This is a genomic window from Propionivibrio sp., assembly GCF_049316945.1.
In the GTDB taxonomy this organism is placed as follows: Bacteria; Pseudomonadota; Gammaproteobacteria; order Burkholderiales; family Rhodocyclaceae; genus Propionivibrio.
In genome coordinates this window covers 1-16917 of sequence record NZ_JBMOJE010000057.1, presented here as the reverse complement: position 1 = coordinate 16917, position 16917 = coordinate 1, and the positions used below count along the sequence as shown (strand labels likewise).

The 16917-nt window shown below is 56.2% G+C and carries 11 protein-coding genes; 8 read left to right on the top strand and 3 right to left on the bottom strand.

What is annotated here, in order from left to right:
• The first annotated feature begins 514 nt into the window (after positions 1–514).
• From ACOYNV_RS13930 to ACOYNV_RS13910, 5 genes are all read left to right on the top strand, one after another.
• Positions 515–2314, top strand: a complete 1800-nt coding sequence (locus ACOYNV_RS13930; RefSeq protein WP_422900391.1) for a methyl-accepting chemotaxis protein — start codon at positions 515–517, stop codon at positions 2312–2314.
• 660 nt (positions 2315–2974) lie between these two features.
• Entirely contained in the window at positions 2975–6388 is a 3414-nt protein-coding gene (locus ACOYNV_RS13925; RefSeq protein WP_422900390.1) for a CHASE domain-containing protein, read from the top strand.
• On the top strand, positions 6385–7644 hold the full coding sequence (locus ACOYNV_RS13920) for a response regulator (RefSeq protein ID WP_422900389.1): 1260 nt from the start codon (positions 6385–6387) through the stop codon (positions 7642–7644). The genes ACOYNV_RS13925 and ACOYNV_RS13920 overlap by 4 nt, the downstream gene beginning before the upstream one ends.
• 99 nt (positions 7645–7743) lie before the next feature.
• Positions 7744–8595, top strand: coding sequence for an HDOD domain-containing protein (locus ACOYNV_RS13915; RefSeq protein ID WP_422900388.1), 852 nt, complete (start codon positions 7744–7746; stop codon positions 8593–8595).
• Between the two features lie 333 nt (positions 8596–8928).
• Entirely contained in the window at positions 8929–11070 is a 2142-nt protein-coding gene (locus ACOYNV_RS13910) for an FAD-dependent oxidoreductase (RefSeq protein ID WP_422900387.1), read from the top strand.
• A gap of 488 nt (positions 11071–11558) precedes the next feature.
• Here the strand turns inward: ACOYNV_RS13910 and ACOYNV_RS13905 are convergent, their stop codons facing one another.
• The 3 genes from ACOYNV_RS13905 to ACOYNV_RS13895 are packed head-to-tail and all read right to left on the bottom strand — an operon-like array spanning position 11559 to position 14674.
• Positions 11559–12893, bottom strand: coding sequence for a response regulator (locus ACOYNV_RS13905; protein WP_422900386.1), 1335 nt, complete (start codon positions 12891–12893; stop codon positions 11559–11561).
• Positions 12894–13223: a hypothetical protein gene (locus ACOYNV_RS13900; RefSeq protein ID WP_422900385.1), complete on the bottom strand. Its 330-nt coding sequence runs from the start codon at positions 13221–13223 to the stop codon at positions 12894–12896. It lies immediately after the preceding gene.
• An 11-nt stretch (positions 13224–13234) separates the two neighbouring features.
• Positions 13235–14674 (bottom strand): sensor histidine kinase, encoded by a 1440-nt coding sequence (locus tag ACOYNV_RS13895; protein ID WP_422900384.1) that lies wholly within the window; start codon positions 14672–14674, stop codon positions 13235–13237.
• A gap of 133 nt (positions 14675–14807) precedes the next feature.
• Between ACOYNV_RS13895 and ACOYNV_RS13890 the strand changes: the two genes are divergently transcribed.
• The 3 genes from ACOYNV_RS13890 to ACOYNV_RS13880 all read left to right on the top strand — a co-directional run.
• A complete protein-coding gene (locus tag ACOYNV_RS13890; RefSeq protein WP_422900383.1) occupies positions 14808–15374 on the top strand; it encodes a hydrogenase expression/formation C-terminal domain-containing protein in 567 nt (188 codons plus the stop codon).
• 38 nt (positions 15375–15412) lie between these two features.
• A complete protein-coding gene (locus tag ACOYNV_RS13885) occupies positions 15413–16447 on the top strand; it encodes a hydrogenase small subunit (RefSeq protein ID WP_422900382.1) in 1035 nt (344 codons plus the stop codon).
• 165 nt (positions 16448–16612) lie between these two features.
• A partial coding sequence (locus ACOYNV_RS13880) for a nickel-dependent hydrogenase large subunit (RefSeq protein ID WP_422900381.1) occupies positions 16613–16917 on the top strand: 305 nt, incomplete at its 3' end.

Sequence of the window (16917 nt, the reverse complement as noted above, 5' to 3'; positions counted from 1 at the left end):
ATGCAATACGGATCGGAAAAAGGCAAGCACACCAACTTGTTTTTAATGTGGCGCGGCATGAATGCACTAAAGGTCTTAAGGTAAAATCAGTACTTTTTATTAGTTAAAGTGATAGCGTTATGCATACTCGATTTATTTTCCCCACATTCTTCATTAGCGCACGGTGGATAAACTGGCTTCAGGCAACAAGTCTCGTTAGAAACCCGGGATCATGATGAAAAAAATCAAGCAGGGTAAATTAACCCGTTGCACCGTTTGAACATTACAAATCATTGTTTTCAACTCTGTCCCAAGCGTTTTTTTGACTTGAAGCCAACATCGTACAAACTGTTGTTTACAAAAACAGCGGCGTACGCGGAGACCAGCGGCAGCGTATCCAGGCTGGGCTGGGCCTGCTGCGACAAGCGCCGGCAGCCCGGCAAAGCAACGAGGAATTGGTGGCCAGCCTGTAAGCCATCGGGATCAACGAAACGGCGCTTGTTCGCAGAGCGCTCAACAACACGAGGGTGAAAAAATGAACAGCTTCTGGAAATTCTACGCGTGGTCTGAAAGGACTTTCTGGAACACGCTGACCAAAAAATTGATGAGTTTTCTCCTGCTGTTCGTCATCGATCTCGTCTATCTGTGTGTATACATCTACGAGAAAGGCTCGATCCTCGAAACCCTGAGCCGTTCCGGTGTCAATGATGAGGTGATGCGTGTTACCACGGAGGCCTTCAATCAAGGCCTGATGTTGATGATCGCGCTAACCGTTTTCGCCCTGGCCTTGAATGTCACGCAGATCGTTTACCTGCGTCACCTGATCGTCAGGCCGGTGAAGAACATGACGAGAATCTTTGACGAGATTGCCACCGGCGAAGGCGACTTTTCACGTGACCTGCCAATCACCACTTACGACGAGTTTCGCGATCTGGCGCTGAGCTACAATCGTTTCGCCGACAAAATGCGGCAGATCATTGGCGAGGTGCGCAAGATGAGCGTCAGCATTGCGCGCGAAGCCGTGCTCATGCGCAAGAGCGTTGGCGAAACCTCGACCCGGGCAACGCGTCAGGGCGCATTGACCGAGGCGGTATTCACCGCCAGCAATGAGGCGACGCAAGCGATCAACGAGGTGTCTTCGTCGACCGAACGTATATCCCATTCGACCGAAGTGAACCTGGAGAGCGCCAAGGATTCCTTGAATGAAATGCTTGATGTCGAGATCAAGGTGCAGTCCGTCAGCGCGAAACTGGCGCGTTTCAACGACACCGTTGCCCACCTCAGCCAGCGTTCTGACAGCATTCATACCATGGCCACCCTGATTCGGGATGTCGCCAACCAGACCAATCTGCTGGCCTTGAACGCCGCCATCGAGGCGGCGCGGGCTGGGGAAGCGGGACGTGGCTTTGCCGTGGTCGCCGATGAAGTGCGCAAGCTGGCTGAGCGCGTCAATATCGCTGCGCTGGAAATAACCGAGAGTGTTACGGGCATGATTTCGCTGGTGCACGAAACACAAAGCGAGAACGAGGTAATCAACGTCGATATCTGCAAGACGCGCGATGTGGTCGAGCGTTCATCCAGTCATTTCCGTCAGATGGTGGGAGATTTTGAAGGTACCAGCGAGCAATTGATCCAGATTGCCACGGCCATGGAGCAATTGACTGCGAGCAATGCCCAGGTGCATGAAAACATGCATCTGGTGCATACCCTGTCGGCCGAGGTAGCGCAAAACATGGCGCACTCCGAACAATCCGCTGAAGGATTGTCAAAGGCCACCGAATCGGTTCAGGAACTGGTATCCCGCTTCAAGATCGGTCGTGGCGCCTTCGACTTCAACGTCGATGTAGTGCGTAATTTCCGCGATGATCTGCAAAACAAGCTGGAGGAAATGCGCAAGCGCGGGGTAAACGTCATGGATCGCAACTACCTGCCGATAACTCCGCAGACCAACCCGCAGAAATTCACGGTGGCTTACGACAAGGACTTTATCCGCGACTGCCAGGGACTCCTGGATAACGCGCTGGCCAGTCTCAAGGGCGGCGTTTATGCGGTGGGCGTAGACATCAACGGCTACCTGACCGCACACAATGCCAGGTTCTCCCTGCCACTGACCGGCGATCCACAAAAGGATCTGGCCGGCAACCGCACGCATCGCAAGTTCGAAGCCCCGACCGAACTGCGTGCCGCCAGAAACACGGCCCCGCTACTCCTGCAAACGTATCTTCGCGATACCGGCGAGCTGATGTGTGACATCGCCATGCCGATCCGCGTTGCCGGCATCCAATGGGGCAATGTGCGGGTAGGCTGCCAGACGGCTATTCTGCTTGAGTCGTAAGGCTATATCCCGGCCTTGCAGGGTGCGCAAATCTCATTTGCGCACGTGTGCCGATCGATAAAATGGTGCGCGCCGGTTCTCCCGGAAGACTGCGTGCGCAAAATTTGCAAACCCTGCAACTGCAATTCACCATCGACCTCCTGCAGTGAATTCCGCCAAGGGTAACCAGGGAGTGTGGTCTGCAGCGCGGGTGACTGAGCGAATGGACATTACGAACGGATAAGTCAGTGGCGTATATGATTCGATCGATATCGGTCATGTATGGCTGTATATGGCGTGGATGAACGATCTACAGAACATACTACTGAAGAGTGCCGCATTCATTGGCTTGCTGACCATAGTGGCTGTAGAACGCCATTTCACGGCGCTTACAGAGATAGTATGTATAAAAATTTGCACGTCTCGCCACTTCCACCGACCACCCTCCAGTGCAAAAAGCGGAAACCGTGAATATTGAAAGCGATTTTCATCGCGTCAAGCAAAATAAAATCACCGGGTTTGCGTATCCCAAATTATAATCGCCCGCTAACCTCACATCTTATAAGCTGATTACAGCGAATCCGGCAGGCAGAAAACCAACATCCCCCCCCCCCCGTGATCAATCCCCTACCGCCTCGAAGATGCATTCATCCCGCCATCCGTCTCGTGGATATCACAGCCTTGGCTTGGCTCGTATTGGGCATCTTCATCGCCGGTACGCTGGACACCTGGTACTTTACCTGGCGTGATGCCAACTCGAACGCTGAATTGCGCTTTAACAACCATTTGATTACTGCCCAGACAGCCATCGATCGTCGGATGAAAGGCTATATCAGCGTCCTGCGTGGCAGTGCGGCCCTGTTCAATAGCACCGGGAATGTAAGCCGCCAGCAATGGCACTCCTATGTATCAGGATTGCAGGTCGAAAGCTATTGGCCGGGCATTCAGGCAATTGGCTACGGGCAAATGCTTGCCTCGGCTGAAAAAGAGGCACATTTGGCGGAAATCCGCGCCGAGGGATTCCCCGCTTACGCGATCAAGCCAGGCGGTGAGCGCGAACAATACAGCGCCGTTATTTACGTTGAACCGTTTTCCGGATTGAACTTGCAGGCCTTGGGTTATGACATGTTTTCGGAAGCGACCCGGCGAGCCGCGATGGAGAACGCGCGCGACACCGGCGAACCAACGGTTTCTGGTCGCCTGCAACTGATTTTCGAAGCCGAGACCAATCCACAGGCTGGATTTATCATCTACATGCCGGTGTACAAAAATGGCGTGCCCCTTGCAACAATCGCCCAACGCCGTAGTGCCTTGCGCGGATTCGTGTATTGCACGTTTCGCATGGTCGACCTGATGCAGGGGGTTCTCGGCAACACCAACGAATACCTTGATTTGCGAATTTTCGATGGCGCGGTGGCTACCCCGGAAACCATACTCTTCGACTCACACAAAATTATCGACGACGTGCCGCCACGCTATAGCGAATTCGCAAACATCAGCTTGCCAGGCCGAATCTGGCGTGTGGAACTGCATAGCCGGCCAGCATTTGAACGTGCTCTGGCGAGCAGCCTGCCCACGGCGGTAGCCCTTGGTGGCGGACTTATCGACCTGCTGGTGTTTCTCCTCGTGGTCATTCTGCTCAAGCATCGCCGATTGGATCAGGATGCGCTTGGCAGGGGCGCACGCATGATGGAGAGTGCCATTTCCACAATCGACGAAGGCTTTGTCATCTATGACGAGCATGATCGACTGGCTTACTGCAACGACAGGTACCGCGAAATTTACATCACCTCGGCCGACCTGCTGATCCCCGGTGTCACCTTTGAGCAGATCCTGCGCAACGAAGCAGAACGTGGTCAGTATGTAGAAGCAGCCATCCTTGGCGTTGATCAATGGGTTGCAGAGCGCCTGGCCAGTCACCGGGCGGGCGATGCCACACTGATTCAAAAGCTCGCCGATGGGCGCTGGATTCGTAGTGTCGACCGCAAGACACTGGATGGATATAGCGTCTGCTTTCGCGTTGATATTACAAAGCTGAAAATGGCACAGGAAACTGCTGAGGCCGCAACGCTAGCCAAAAGCCAATTCCTGGCCAACATGAGCCACGAGATACGCACCCCGATCAACGCCTTGCTGGGCTTCGCCCATCTCTGCTTGAACCTGAATCTTCCCGCGCGCGAGCGCGACTATCTGGAGAAGATCCAAAGCGCCGCAGAATCCCTGCTTGGCGTGGTTAACGACATCCTCGACTTCTCCAAGGTCGAAGCCGGCAAGCTGGAGATCGAGTCGATTCCCTTTACCCTGAGCGCCGTGCTGCATCAAGTCGCCAATCTGTTCAAGCTCCAGGCGAAAAAGAATGGCGTGGAACTTGTCTTCGGCACCTTGCCTGGCGTGCCGGACAATCTGCTGGGCGATCCCTTGCGGCTGAGCCAGGTGCTCATCAATCTGGTCAGCAATGCTGTCAAATTCACCGGGCACGGCGAGATCCATTTGACCGTAGAGCCGCTGACAATATCCGCCGATGCGGTGGTATTGCGCTTTGCCGTACGCGACACCGGCCCTGGCATGACGCCGGAAGTGCAGGCCGTGCTATTCAGCCCCTTCATCCAGGCCGACAGTTCGACCACGCGCAATTTCGGCGGTACCGGCCTCGGCCTGGCACTGAGCAAACGATTGGTCGAATGCATGGGTGGCCAGATCGAGGTCGAAAGTAAAGAGGGAACAGGCTCCTGCTTCAGATTTACCGCCTGCTTCGCCGCTGATGCAGCGCTCGGCGAGGCGGCGCCGGCGCCGGCGCCTGTGCATTCATCTCTGGTCGGCAAGAAGGTACTGGTGATCGAAGACAACGTCGCCATGCGTACTTTATTGAGCCGCAACCTGAAGACCTTCGGTTGTCAGGTGGAAACGGTGGATTCCGGGGCGGATGCTCTGCTCCGTCACCAGTCAGGGGCGCACTTTGATCTCATCCTGACGGATTGGCATATGCCCGGCCTGGATGGCTTGAACACGGCCAAGCGCCTTCGCACGACCGGAAACAGCACGCCCATCCTGCTGATTACCGGTGACGAGTCGGAACTGGCCCGCAGCAGCGCCGACGCACTCGGTGTCGATATTCAGGCCTACCTGCCGAAACCGGTTTCCAACGCCAGCCTGCACGAGGCCATGGCCAATGCCCTGATCGCTAGCGTTGAAGTGCCCTTGCTTGACGCTGACACCAAGCGGAATTCGATGCCAAACCTTACCGGCAAGCGCATCCTGGTCGTAGAGGACGACGACTTCAACCGCCAGATTAGCCGTGAACTGGTCGAGATAACCGGCGCTACGGTTGATACCGCCGAGGATGGTGCCCAAGCCGTTGCAGCCGTCGCCAACGGCCGCTACGATCTGCTGCTGATGGATGTCCAGATGCCGGTTATGGATGGCTACACGGCCGCCCGAATCATCCGCGAACGCTGGCCCGAGCTGCCGATCATCGCCCTGACCGCCCACGCGATAAGCGAGGAGAAGGCTCGCGTACTGGCCGCCGGCATGAACGACATCCTCACCAAGCCCATCCTGCCCGACGCCTTCTACGCCATGCTGGCCCTCTGGCTCTCCGGCGGCGATCGGCAACACGCGGCAAGGAACGAATTCCAACGCATGGCAGCTCCTGAAAAATCACCCGCCAGTACCGAACCGCAGGCGTCGTCGTCCCCAGTCACGTATTCCGGCTTCGACCTTCCCTCCGCGCTGGCCCGTGTAAACGGTGACCGCAATTTGCTTGATCGCTTTCTGCAGATGTTCCGAGAGCACAACGCCGGCTGCGTGGATGAAATCGGCGCTGCCTTGGCGCGCCAGGATGTGACCACGGCGCTTCGACTCACTCATTCACTCAAAGGCGGGGCCGGCACCATCGGCATGGACGATCTGCAAGCGGCTGCCGCGCATCTGAATGCGACACTGGCCGAGTCGAGGCAGGGAACAAATGACTCGGCGCGACGCAACGAGGACTTCACAGCGCTGGAGAAGGCATGGACGCAAGCACAGGAAATCCTGACCGCTCTGCTCGACAGCCCCAGCACAATCGTACAAAAAGCCAAGCCAGGAAAAGCATGATGAAAAAAGCAATCGTCGTTGAATCTGCAGCAAGCGACGCCGCTGGTAGCCGAATCCTGATCGTCGATGACGACCCTATGGTGGCGGGAATGCTTGGCGTCTCGCTAGCCGCCGCCGGATACGAAATCGTCAGCGCGAATTCTGGAGAGGATGCCCTGGCACAATTGGCTCAGCTTGCAGCGCAATTAGCCGATTCCACAGAACTGAACGGTGAGCTACTGCCCGATCTCGTCTTTCTCGATATCGAAATGGGAATGGGCATTGACGGCTATGAAACCTGCCATCGACTGCGGGCAACCGAGGCAACGCGCAACCTGCCAGTTATTTTTCTTTCTTCTCACGACAAACTTGATGATCGCCTGCGCGCTTACGACGCGGGCGGCAGCGATTTCATGGAAAAGCCTTTTGCTCCCGATGAGGTCTTGCGCAAGGCTCGACTGGCTATTCTGCACAAGCGTCGGCAGCAGGCGCTGGAAATGGAGAACCAGTCTGCCTTCGAATGCGCCAGAAGCGCACTCACCGGGCTCGATGATTCCGGGATTACACTTAAATTCAGCCGTGGCGCGCTTGGTTGCCGAACACTACGCGCGTTGGCCGCGCTGACCATTGCGTCCATGGGAGCCTTCGGTATCAACTGTCACGTGCAGTTGCGCACACCCGGTGAATCACTAACGTTGACACCGCAAGGCCCGGCCTCGCCTCTGGAGGAATCGGTGATCGAGTTATCGCGGACGATTGACCGCATTTTCAGCTTCCAGAACCGACTCATCGTCAATTATGAGAGCGTCTCGCTGCTGGTAACCAATATGCCCACTGCAGAGCCTGATTTATGTGGGCGCATCCGCGATCAGGCGGCAATGATTGCCGAGGCGGCCGAACTTGCGGTCGGCAACATTAATTTGCGCACCGACGCGGTGTTGCATGCCGAGGAGTTGCGCAAGTTGGCGAACACCAGTCTTCAGTCCATCAATGAACTGCGCGGGAATTATCGTGCGCTGCAAATGGCAACCCGCATGGAATTCGAGTCCATGGCGAACACCATCGAGGCCATGTATGTTCATCTTGCACTATCCAACCACCAGGAATTCACCATCAGCGACACCGTGCGCAACGCGGTCGGCAACGTCCTGACCTTGTTCGAGAGCAGCAGCGAACTCGACCGGAACTTTGCCGGTATCATCGACGGACTGAGCAAGGCCGCAAAATACAAAATCAGTAAGGAGAATGAGGCGACACTGAATATTGAGCTTTTTTAACCCAGTAGTTAGTCATGCGAAAACGTGCTGATAAAAATATTCGCAACATTCGCAGTGACTAATTATTAGTACATGAACATAAAATATGGACTACACAGCATGGTAGGCAAAGAACTAAGCGAACAGGAGCTTGGGCGCATTGTCTCAAGCATCAATATCCCGCCTTGCCCGACTATCCTGGTCGGACTGGCGGCCGAGATCAGAAGCACCGATCCGAATTTCAATAAAATCGAGCAGTTGATCATCAAGGATGTCGGGCTTTCCGCAACACTGCTAAAGACTGTCAACTCGCCTTTCTACGGCTTGCGAACCAAGGTTGGCACGGTCAAGCAAGCGCTTAACATGCTCGGGCTGAGCACCTTGTCGCAAACGGTTACCGGACTCGTCTTGCGCAACACCTTTGTCACCAAGGATAAGCTCGGCATGGTGCGCTTCTGGGATACTTCAACCAAGATTGCGCTAAGTGCCTCGTATCTGGCCAAGCAGTTGCCCGGGGTCAGCGGCGATGAAGCCTACAGCTTCGGCCTCTTCCAGAACTGCGGCATCCCGCTGCTGATGCAAAAGTTTCCGACCTACAAACAGATGCTCGGCCTCGGCAACGATACCGAAAACCGCAGCTTTACCCATATTGAAGACGAAGCCCACGGCACCGATCACGCGACCATCGGCTATCTGCTCACCAAGAGCTGGAATCTGCCCGAATCGCTGACCACGGCGATCAGATTTCACCATGAATACGAGACGCTGTCCGAGGCCAATACCAGCATCTCGCCAACCAGTCGCAACCTGATTGCCCTCGGACAACTGGCTGAGCATGTGGTTAATCTGCATTCCGGCCTGGGCTATTCCAAAGAATTGAGCAAAGGCGGCGAAGCCGCGATGTCCTACTTCAGATTGACTGCGACTGAGTTTGAAGAAATTTGTCAGGAAGTTACCGAGCACCTCGACTAAACTCCGAAATCTGTTCAGGCTTAGGTTTAACCTAAAAACCGCAGTTGACAGCGACTAATCGACCGCAAAGCCAGGTTTGACGCGTGTTTAGCCCTCACCCCAACCCTCTCCCGCGGGGAGAGGGAGTTTACACCCTTCTCCCCGCGGGAGAAGGGCTGGGGATGAGGGCCTGCGACATTGGCATCTCATCCAACTGAGGTTTTAAGGTTTAACGCTATTCTTCAGTCAGACAAATTCAATAACGCGGTAAGGTTTAGCCAGTGTGTGGTGAAATGACCGTCATCGCAAGCCGAACAGATAGCTTCACGCGCATGGAAAATACTGGACACCGTTATGAATAGCCGACGATTGCTATTGATTTTGGCCCTGACCGGGGTGCTGGTCGCTTATCTCGCCCTCGACCTCGGGCGCTTCCTCAGCCTTGACTATTTCAAGAGCCAGCAAGCGGCGATCGAGGGCTGGCGAGCCGCACAACCGATGACGGCGGCACTGCTCTACTTCGTCGTCTATGTGGCCGTCACCGGTCTGTCGCTTCCCGGAGCCGCGGTGATGACACTGGTCGGCGGCGCGGTGTTCGGCCTGCTCTGGGGGCTGCTGCTGGTTTCTTTCGCCTCGTCGGTTGGCGCCACCCTCGCCTTCCTGGCTTCGCGCTTTCTGCTGCGCGACTGGGTGCAGCAACATTTTGGCGACCGGCTGCGCGCGATCAATGCCGGGATCGAGAAGGAAGGCGGTTTTTATCTCTTTACGCTGCGCCTGGTTCCCGTCTTCCCCTTCTTCGTCATCAACCTGCTGATGGGGCTGACACCGCTCAAGACGCGAACCTTCTACTGGGTCAGCCAGTTCGGCATGCTGGCCGGCACGCTGGTTTATGTGAATGCCGGCACGCAACTGGCGAAGATCGATTCCTTGTCGGGAATCCTCTCCCCCGCCCTGCTCGGCTCCTTCGTGCTGCTTGGTTTTTTTCCATTGATTTCAAAGAAAATCGTCGGCGCCGTTGCGGCGAAGAAAGTCTATGCTGGCTGGCAGAAACCGGCCCGCTTTGAGCGCAACCTGATCGTCATTGGCGGCGGCTCGGCCGGGCTGGTCACCGCCTATATCGCCGCTGCTGTGAAGGCCAAGGTCACGCTGATCGAAAAACACAAGCTCGGCGGCGACTGCCTGAACACTGGCTGCGTGCCGTCGAAGGCGCTGATCCGCTCGGCAAAACTGCTCTCGCACATGCAGCGCTCGCGGGAGTTCGGCATCCGCGAAGCCAAGGCAGAATTCGACTTCGCCGAGGTCATGGAGCGTGTGCAGCGAATCATCAAGACGGTCGAACCGCATGATTCCGTTGAGCGCTATAGCGGCCTCGGCGTCGAGGTGATTGAAGGAACGGCAAAGCTGGTCTCGCCGTGGGAAGTGGACGTTGTCCGCAACAACGGCAAGAACGAACGGCTATCGGCACGCAGCATCGTCATCGCCACCGGCGCACGCCCGTTCGTGCCGCCGATTCCGGGCATCGAGGAAGTCGGCTATCTCACCTCCGACAACGTCTGGGAACTGCGCGAATTACCGCAGCGGCTGGTCGTTCTCGGCGGCGGCCCGATTGGCTCGGAGTTGACGCAAGCCTTTGCCCGCTTCGGCGCCAAGGTCACGCAGGTGGAAATGGCGCCGCGCCTGCTGATGCGTGAAGACCCGGAGGTTTCGGAACTGGTGATGCAGCGTTTTAGCGCCGAGGGCATCGTGGTGCTGGTCGAGCACACGGCGAAACAGTTTGTCAGCGAAGGCGGCGAGAAAATCCTGATCGCCGAAAACGCTGGCCAGGAGGTGCGCATCGCCTTCGATGCCGTGCTGGTTGCCGTCGGCCGCGCCGCCAATCTCAAGGGCTACGGCCTCGACGAACTGGGCATCACCGCCAATCGCACCATCGAAACCAACGAGTTCCTGCAGACGAAATACCCCAACATTTATGCTGCGGGCGATGTCGCCGGCCCCTTCCAGTTCACCCACACAGCGGCCCATCAGGCCTGGTACGCGGCGGTCAATGCGCTATTCGACCCGTTCAGGAAATTCCGCGTCGATTACTCGGTGATCCCGTGGGCCACCTTCATCGAACCCGAAGTGGCGCGCGTCGGTCTCAACGAACTCGAAGCCAAGGAACGCAAGATTCCCTATGAAGTAACGCGCTACGCCATCGACGACCTCGACCGGGCGATTGCCGACAGTGAGGCGCATGGCTTCGTCAAGGTACTCACCGTTCCCGGCAAGGACAGGATTCTCGGCGTCACCCTGGTCGGCGAACACGCCGGCGACCTGATCGCCGAATACGTGCTGGCCATGCGTCACGGCATCGGCCTGAACAAGATCCTCGGCACCATCCACATCTACCCGACGCTGGCCGAAGCCAACAAATACGTGGCGGGAAACTGGAAGAAAGCGCACGCGCCGCAAAAGCTGCTTGAATGGGTGAGCCGTTTCCACCGCTGGCACCTGTAAGGAATAGAAACGAACCGGCCTGCAAGGCAAGCAGGACGGCCATCTTGAGGATGGCTGCCTTGAGAGCCATTGTTTATCCTTAAAACCTCAGTTTAACCACGGCGAACACGGCGGGCACGGCGAAAAGCCTCAGGTTTTCAGGATTTCATGGCTTACCCAAAGGGTGAATCATGAAAACATTGCAAGCTCTTGTTTTTCCGTTGTGTTCGCCGTGTTCGCTGTGGTCAACTGCCCTTTTTAGGTTTATGCGGCTTCCATGGCATGCATCTCCAGGATCGCCTATTGACGCGCTTTACGAAGCGTCCTCCGACGCTGTCATCAACCTAGAAAAAGCAATTCGTCCACGAAAAGCACCAAAAGCACGAAAAGAATCAAGGTGATAGTAAGCTGAAGATCACCACCCAAAGGGAGAAAAGAGAAATCACATCAAGCTGTTGATTTTGTTCGTGTCTTTCGTGATTTTCGTGGATAGACTGAGGCTTTTAGGATCAATTGAATTTCTGCTTGAAATTTACCGGGTCCAGCCCATGCCTGGCCAGTAGCTTGTAAAACTCGGTCCGGTTGCGCTGGGCGATACGAGCGGCGTGCGCCACGTTGCCAACGGTGGTTTGCAACAGCCGCACCAGATAGTCTCGCTCGAACTCTCTCCGCGCATCATCGAAGGCGGGGAGGCTCTCTTCGTCGTGCTCACGGATGACCCGGCTGACCAAGGCCTCCGGAATGGAGAGTGTGAGTGCCAGCGAAACGATTTGCTTAAGCACGTTATCAAGCTGCCTGACATTTCCAGGCCAACGTGCTTTCTGCAGGGAAAATAGCGCATCCGGTGTCAGTGTGATGCGCTTGTCCGGGGAGATTCTGGAGAGAAAATGGGCGGCCAGAATCGGAATATCCTCGGACCTTTCACATAGCGGCGGAATCTGCAATGTCGCCTCGCCCAGCAAATAGAACAGATCACTACGAAACCTGCCCTCGGCAACCGCTGTATCCAGGGGTCGGAGGCTTGAGGCAATGACTTGCACATCCAGCCCACCGACACCGCGCGCCATGGCTGCAAGACGATTGAGCGGGTTATTTGCCTGCATTTGAGCGAACAGGACTGAAAACAGGCGGGATTGTGCAAGGGGTGAGAGCGTACCGACATCGCGAATATGCAATACACCCTTTTTCACCTGTCTAAACACGCTATCGTCCGTCCCCACTTGCAAGGCGTCCTCAAGATCGGAGGCTGAGTAGTCGGTACAGGCCAAGGTAACGAAAGGCGCGGATGAACGCTTCCCCGCTTGATGAATCGCTTCGACCAGGATTGATTTTCCCGCCCCGTTCGGTCCGATGATCAGCGCGCTGCGATCTTCTTCGCTGATCCGCAAAGCCTGGCGCAACACATCCTCCATACGCACGCTAACGGTATGTACATGCCGTCGCCACTTCGCAGATTCATGCGTTGCGTCAAGCACGGGGGAAATTCGCACGGCGTCACTGACCCGGCGCAATAACTCATGCCCGTCAAAGGGCTTGGTCAGAAAACTGAAAACACCTCGCTGGCTTGCTGAAACCGCATCGGGGATGGAGCCATGAGCCGTCAGGATAATGACCGGAATGGTCGGCGCCTCGGTTTGCAAATGCGCAAACAGCGCCAGTCCATCCATTTTCCCCATGCGCAAATCGGTAATTACCAACTGCGGACGATGTTCCCGAAAACTGAGCAGGGCCTGTTCGCCCGATTCGGCCTGGATTACCTCATAACCGGCGGCAATCAGCCGCACGCTGATCAGATGCAATAGATCAAGGTCATCATCAACAACCAGCAGGCGAGCACCAGTCATTCAGCGCCCTTTGCTTCCGCGACGCAGTTCGCGATCGATGGCCAGTACGGCATCGAGTTTCTGTTGCAGATCATCGCCGCGTTTTTGGCTTTCCTTCAGTTCGAGCTCAAGGCGCCGTTTTTCTTCCAGGCATTGACGCTGTCGCTGAGACTGCTGACGTTCCAGCTCAATTATCCGCAGGATATCGGCCGTCGCACGCGTTGTTGCCGCTGGCGCCTCGTGACATTCGACCGGCGTCGGTGGCGCTGAACTGCAAGCCGTCAACACCACCGTCGCAAACAGACCGGACACCATCGACCATGGCCACTGGATAGGTTCAAATTTCAACATAATCAGGTTTATCAAGCATATTGCTGCACCCTCACAAAAGGAGCTTCGAGTGGCAGAACCACTCGAAAATGGGCACCGCCCTGCGGTGATTCAATAAAAATCAACTGGCCACGATGAGCCAGAACAAACTCCCGGGCGATCGCCAGACCAAGGCCGACACCAGCAACCAGTCGTGATGCCGAACTGCGGTAAAACGGCTCGAAAATCTGCCCGGCATCCTGGGTATCAATCCCCGGCCCTTCATCGCTCACATTCAGAAAGGCTTGCGCTCCTTTGGTCGAAAGATCAATGGAAATGCGCCCTCCATCGGGCGAAAATTTAACGGCGTTTGAAAGAAGATTATGGACAATGGTCTGCAACCCTTCTCGCCCGGCCACAATTTTGACCTCCGGCAGGACTGCATGAAATTCAATCTGCCGCTCAGCGGCAATAAGGCGATAAGTTTCCAGTACCTGCTCAATCAACTGATCGAAACGTAACGGTTCGAAACCGATGCGTTCGGCAGCATGCCCCGCTTGTTGCAAGCGTAGCAGTCCTTCGATCAAGTCTTCCAGGCGCCTGGAATTGCTCTGCAGAATCTGCACAATCCGGACCTGCTCGACGGTGAGTGGTCCGGGCACCTCTTCAGCCAACAGGTTGGTACCCTCGCGCATTGCCGCCAAGGGAGTTTTCAGCTCGTGGGAAACATGGCGCAGCACCTTTGTACGGGTTTCTTCCAAAGAAAGCAGGCGACGCCGCAGCCATTCCAGCCAGCGCCCCAGCCAACGCAAGTCGCCCGGACCATCAAGGGCGATGGCTTGCTGCAAATTCCCTTTGCCCAGTCCCAGGACAGCCTTCTCGAAGCGCCCGATCAGCCGCGAGAGCAACTGCCGACTCAGCACGATGCAACAGAAAGCAAACAGGACGGCAACCCCTACCGCCATCAACAAGCGAAGCCGCAGAGCATCCGATTCCATCTCGAACTTCGCCTGTTCCTGGCTGATGATTTCGTGCACGTCATCATGCACCTTGTGCGAGCGCAACTTGACATCTTCAATGACCGAACGCAGGACAGAGGTATTCCTCGTATCGAGCAACGCCTCATAAGCCTGGTTTTCCTGTTGGATTTGTAGCTGAAGTTCGCTGACCACGCCTTCGGACATGGCGGGCAGTCGTGAGAGTGATTCGGCATTACCTTGCCACTCCGCCCTGACTTGAGCGTAGTCGGTAAGCGAGTCCGCATTCTTCAGCACCTCATAACGACGCAGGCTTCGCTCCATGTGGACCAGGTCTTCCGTGAGTTCGCTAGTCAGCCTGGAACTATTGGAAACATCCTCAATCGCGGCATGGTAGTGGCCGGAAAGGGCATCCAGCGTGATGAGGACGTAGCCGGTGACGAATAAAAAAGGAATGACCACCAGGACGTGGCCAAAGGTCACCAGCTGCAGGAAAGAACGTGGATAGCGTTTCATGACCGTCATCCTAAGGCATTGCGCGTTTCGAAAAAAGTGTTGGGTGTAGACGACAGGTGCAATCGATTGGACATGCCGTGATTATCCGTCCTGCCCAATGCAAATAAATTTACGCCCAGTTTAGGAGACTGCCATGAACAGTGGATGTGATGAAGCCAACTTGACCCGTTATGGTCCTGAAGGAAACACATTTTCGGCGCCCCTGTTTTCGGGCGCCGAAGTTGAAACTCTAACGGGCACATCCGGATTCCATAGCGGTTCCGACACGATTCGCCAGAGCCACCCCATCATCTGGATGCGTGCTGTCACTCCGGCTTTATCGATCGATGCACAACCGGATGCTGCTGCCAAGGCCATTTTTTCAGAGGTCAAAACCGGCGCTGGACGCCTGCTTGAACTGGGTGAAACCCACTCGATCGATCTGCGGTTCATGAAGTCGATGCCCGAAGAGCGTGCCACTCTGGCTCGCCTGCTTGGGCGCGGAGAAGTTTCAGCCGTGGTGGATTCGGTTGGCCGCAGTGAAATTCAGGAAACCGCCATTCCCTGTGTCTGGTTGATTCGTCATTACAACAGTGAAGATGAAATCGTCGGCGAATTGATCGAGATTGCCGATATTCCAGAGATTCTCGTGGGCGACCGTCAGGCGGTCGCCCACTGTCTGAAAGTGTTGAACGCCAACGCACTGCCTGGCGCCAACTGAACTCCAAAACTCCTCCACACCTCAGAGAGGCAACCATCATGAACAAGGTATCCACCGTTTTAGAGTCGTTGCAAGAACAAGGCGTATCCCGTCGCAGCTTCCTCAAATTCTGTACTGTAACCGCTTCCTCGCTGGGCATCGCAGGAAGCGGTGTCAACGCCTTCGCCCAGGCGTTGGGGGCTGCGCGCCGCCCCTCGGTAATCTGGATGTCGTTCCAGCACTGCACCGGCTGTTCCGAATCGCTGATACGTTCTGGCAGTCCATTGTCCGACCGGCTGACGGTGGAAAACCTGATTCTCAATTTCATCTCGCTCGACTACCACGAAACGCTGCAGGTAGCGGCCGGCGCCCAGGCCGAGGACGCCCGGATAGCGGCGATGACGGCCAATTTTGGCAGCTACATCCTGATCGTGGACGGCTCGCTGCCTACCGCGGAAAACGAATGGTGGCTAGCCGTCAACGGCCATTCTGGCTTGAGCATCCTGCGCGAGGCCATCGCAGGCGCCGGCCTGGTACTCGCCCTCGGTGCCTGCGCAACCTACGGTGGCATCCCTGCCGCCTTTCCCAACCCATCGAAGGCCATGGGTGTTGGCGAACTGATGGATAAAGGACTGATCGGCAGAAAACCGCTGATCAACATTTCCGGATGCCCACCGATCCCCGAAGTCATCACCGGCACCATTGCCTATTACCTGGTAAATCAGGCGGCACCGCCACTCGACAAGCATGGTAGGCCGCTGGTCTTCTTCGGCAAGACGGTGCATGACTGTTGCCCGCGCCTTGACCATTACAAAGCCGGGAAGTTTGCTGCTTCGTTCGATGACGACGGAGCCCGCCAGGGTCATTGCTTGCTGATGCTCGGCTGCAAGGGACCGGATACCTTCAACGCCTGCGCCACCACCAAGTGGAATCAGGGCACCAGTTCCCCAACCCAGGCTGGACACGGCTGTATCGGTTGTTCCGAACCCAACTTCTGGGACAAGCCAGGCGGACTCTACGGTTTCGTTTCAGGATTCCAGCATGGCGTCGGAACCTGTGCTCCACCCACTTTACCTTCGCTGCCAGTCATCTAGCCCAGCCCCGGCACCCATACAAAGTCAGATTAACGGGCATGGCTTTGGAAGGCGACCCGAATTATGAGAGCCCTGCCCGTTTCCCTCACCCCCGACCCCTCTCCCAGAGGGCGAGGGGAGGTTCGAGAGTCGCTACCGCGACTTTCACGTTAAGGAGTTCAGAGCATGAGTACTATCGTCATTGATCCAGTTACACGTATTGAAGGCCATCTGCGCATAGAAGCCGAGACTAACAAGTCCGGCGTAGTAACCAGCGCAATAAGCAGCGGCACCATGATGCGCGGCATCGAAATCATCCTCAAGAATCGCGACCCCCGCGAGGCTTGGGCATTCACTCAACGAATCTGCGGCGTATGTACCGTGGTGCATAGTCTTACCTCGGTGCGGGCGGTAGAGGATGCGCTCGGCTATACCATCCCGACCAATGCGCGCCACATCCGCAACCTGCTGATGGGCTCGCAACTGGTGCA

Bases quoted from the DNA above. Each gene is read 5' to 3' on its own strand.
- ACOYNV_RS13930 (WP_422900391.1), top strand. From the start codon at position 515: ATGAACAGCTTCTGGAAATTCTACGCGTGGTCTGAAAGGACTTTCTGG.
- ACOYNV_RS13920 (WP_422900389.1), top strand. From the start codon at position 6,385: ATGATGAAAAAAGCAATCGTCGTTGAATCTGCAGCAAGCGACGCCGCT.
- ACOYNV_RS13915 (WP_422900388.1), top strand. From the start codon at position 7,744: ATGGTAGGCAAAGAACTAAGCGAACAGGAGCTTGGGCGCATTGTCTCA.
- ACOYNV_RS13910 (WP_422900387.1), top strand. From the start codon at position 8,929: ATGAATAGCCGACGATTGCTATTGATTTTGGCCCTGACCGGGGTGCTG.
- ACOYNV_RS13905 (WP_422900386.1), bottom strand. From the start codon at position 12,893: ATGACTGGTGCTCGCCTGCTGGTTGTTGATGATGACCTTGATCTATTG.
- ACOYNV_RS13900 (WP_422900385.1), bottom strand. From the start codon at position 13,223: ATGTTGAAATTTGAACCTATCCAGTGGCCATGGTCGATGGTGTCCGGT.
- ACOYNV_RS13895 (WP_422900384.1), bottom strand. From the start codon at position 14,674: ATGAAACGCTATCCACGTTCTTTCCTGCAGCTGGTGACCTTTGGCCAC.
- ACOYNV_RS13890 (WP_422900383.1), top strand. From the start codon at position 14,808: ATGAACAGTGGATGTGATGAAGCCAACTTGACCCGTTATGGTCCTGAA.
- ACOYNV_RS13885 (WP_422900382.1), top strand. From the start codon at position 15,413: ATGAACAAGGTATCCACCGTTTTAGAGTCGTTGCAAGAACAAGGCGTA.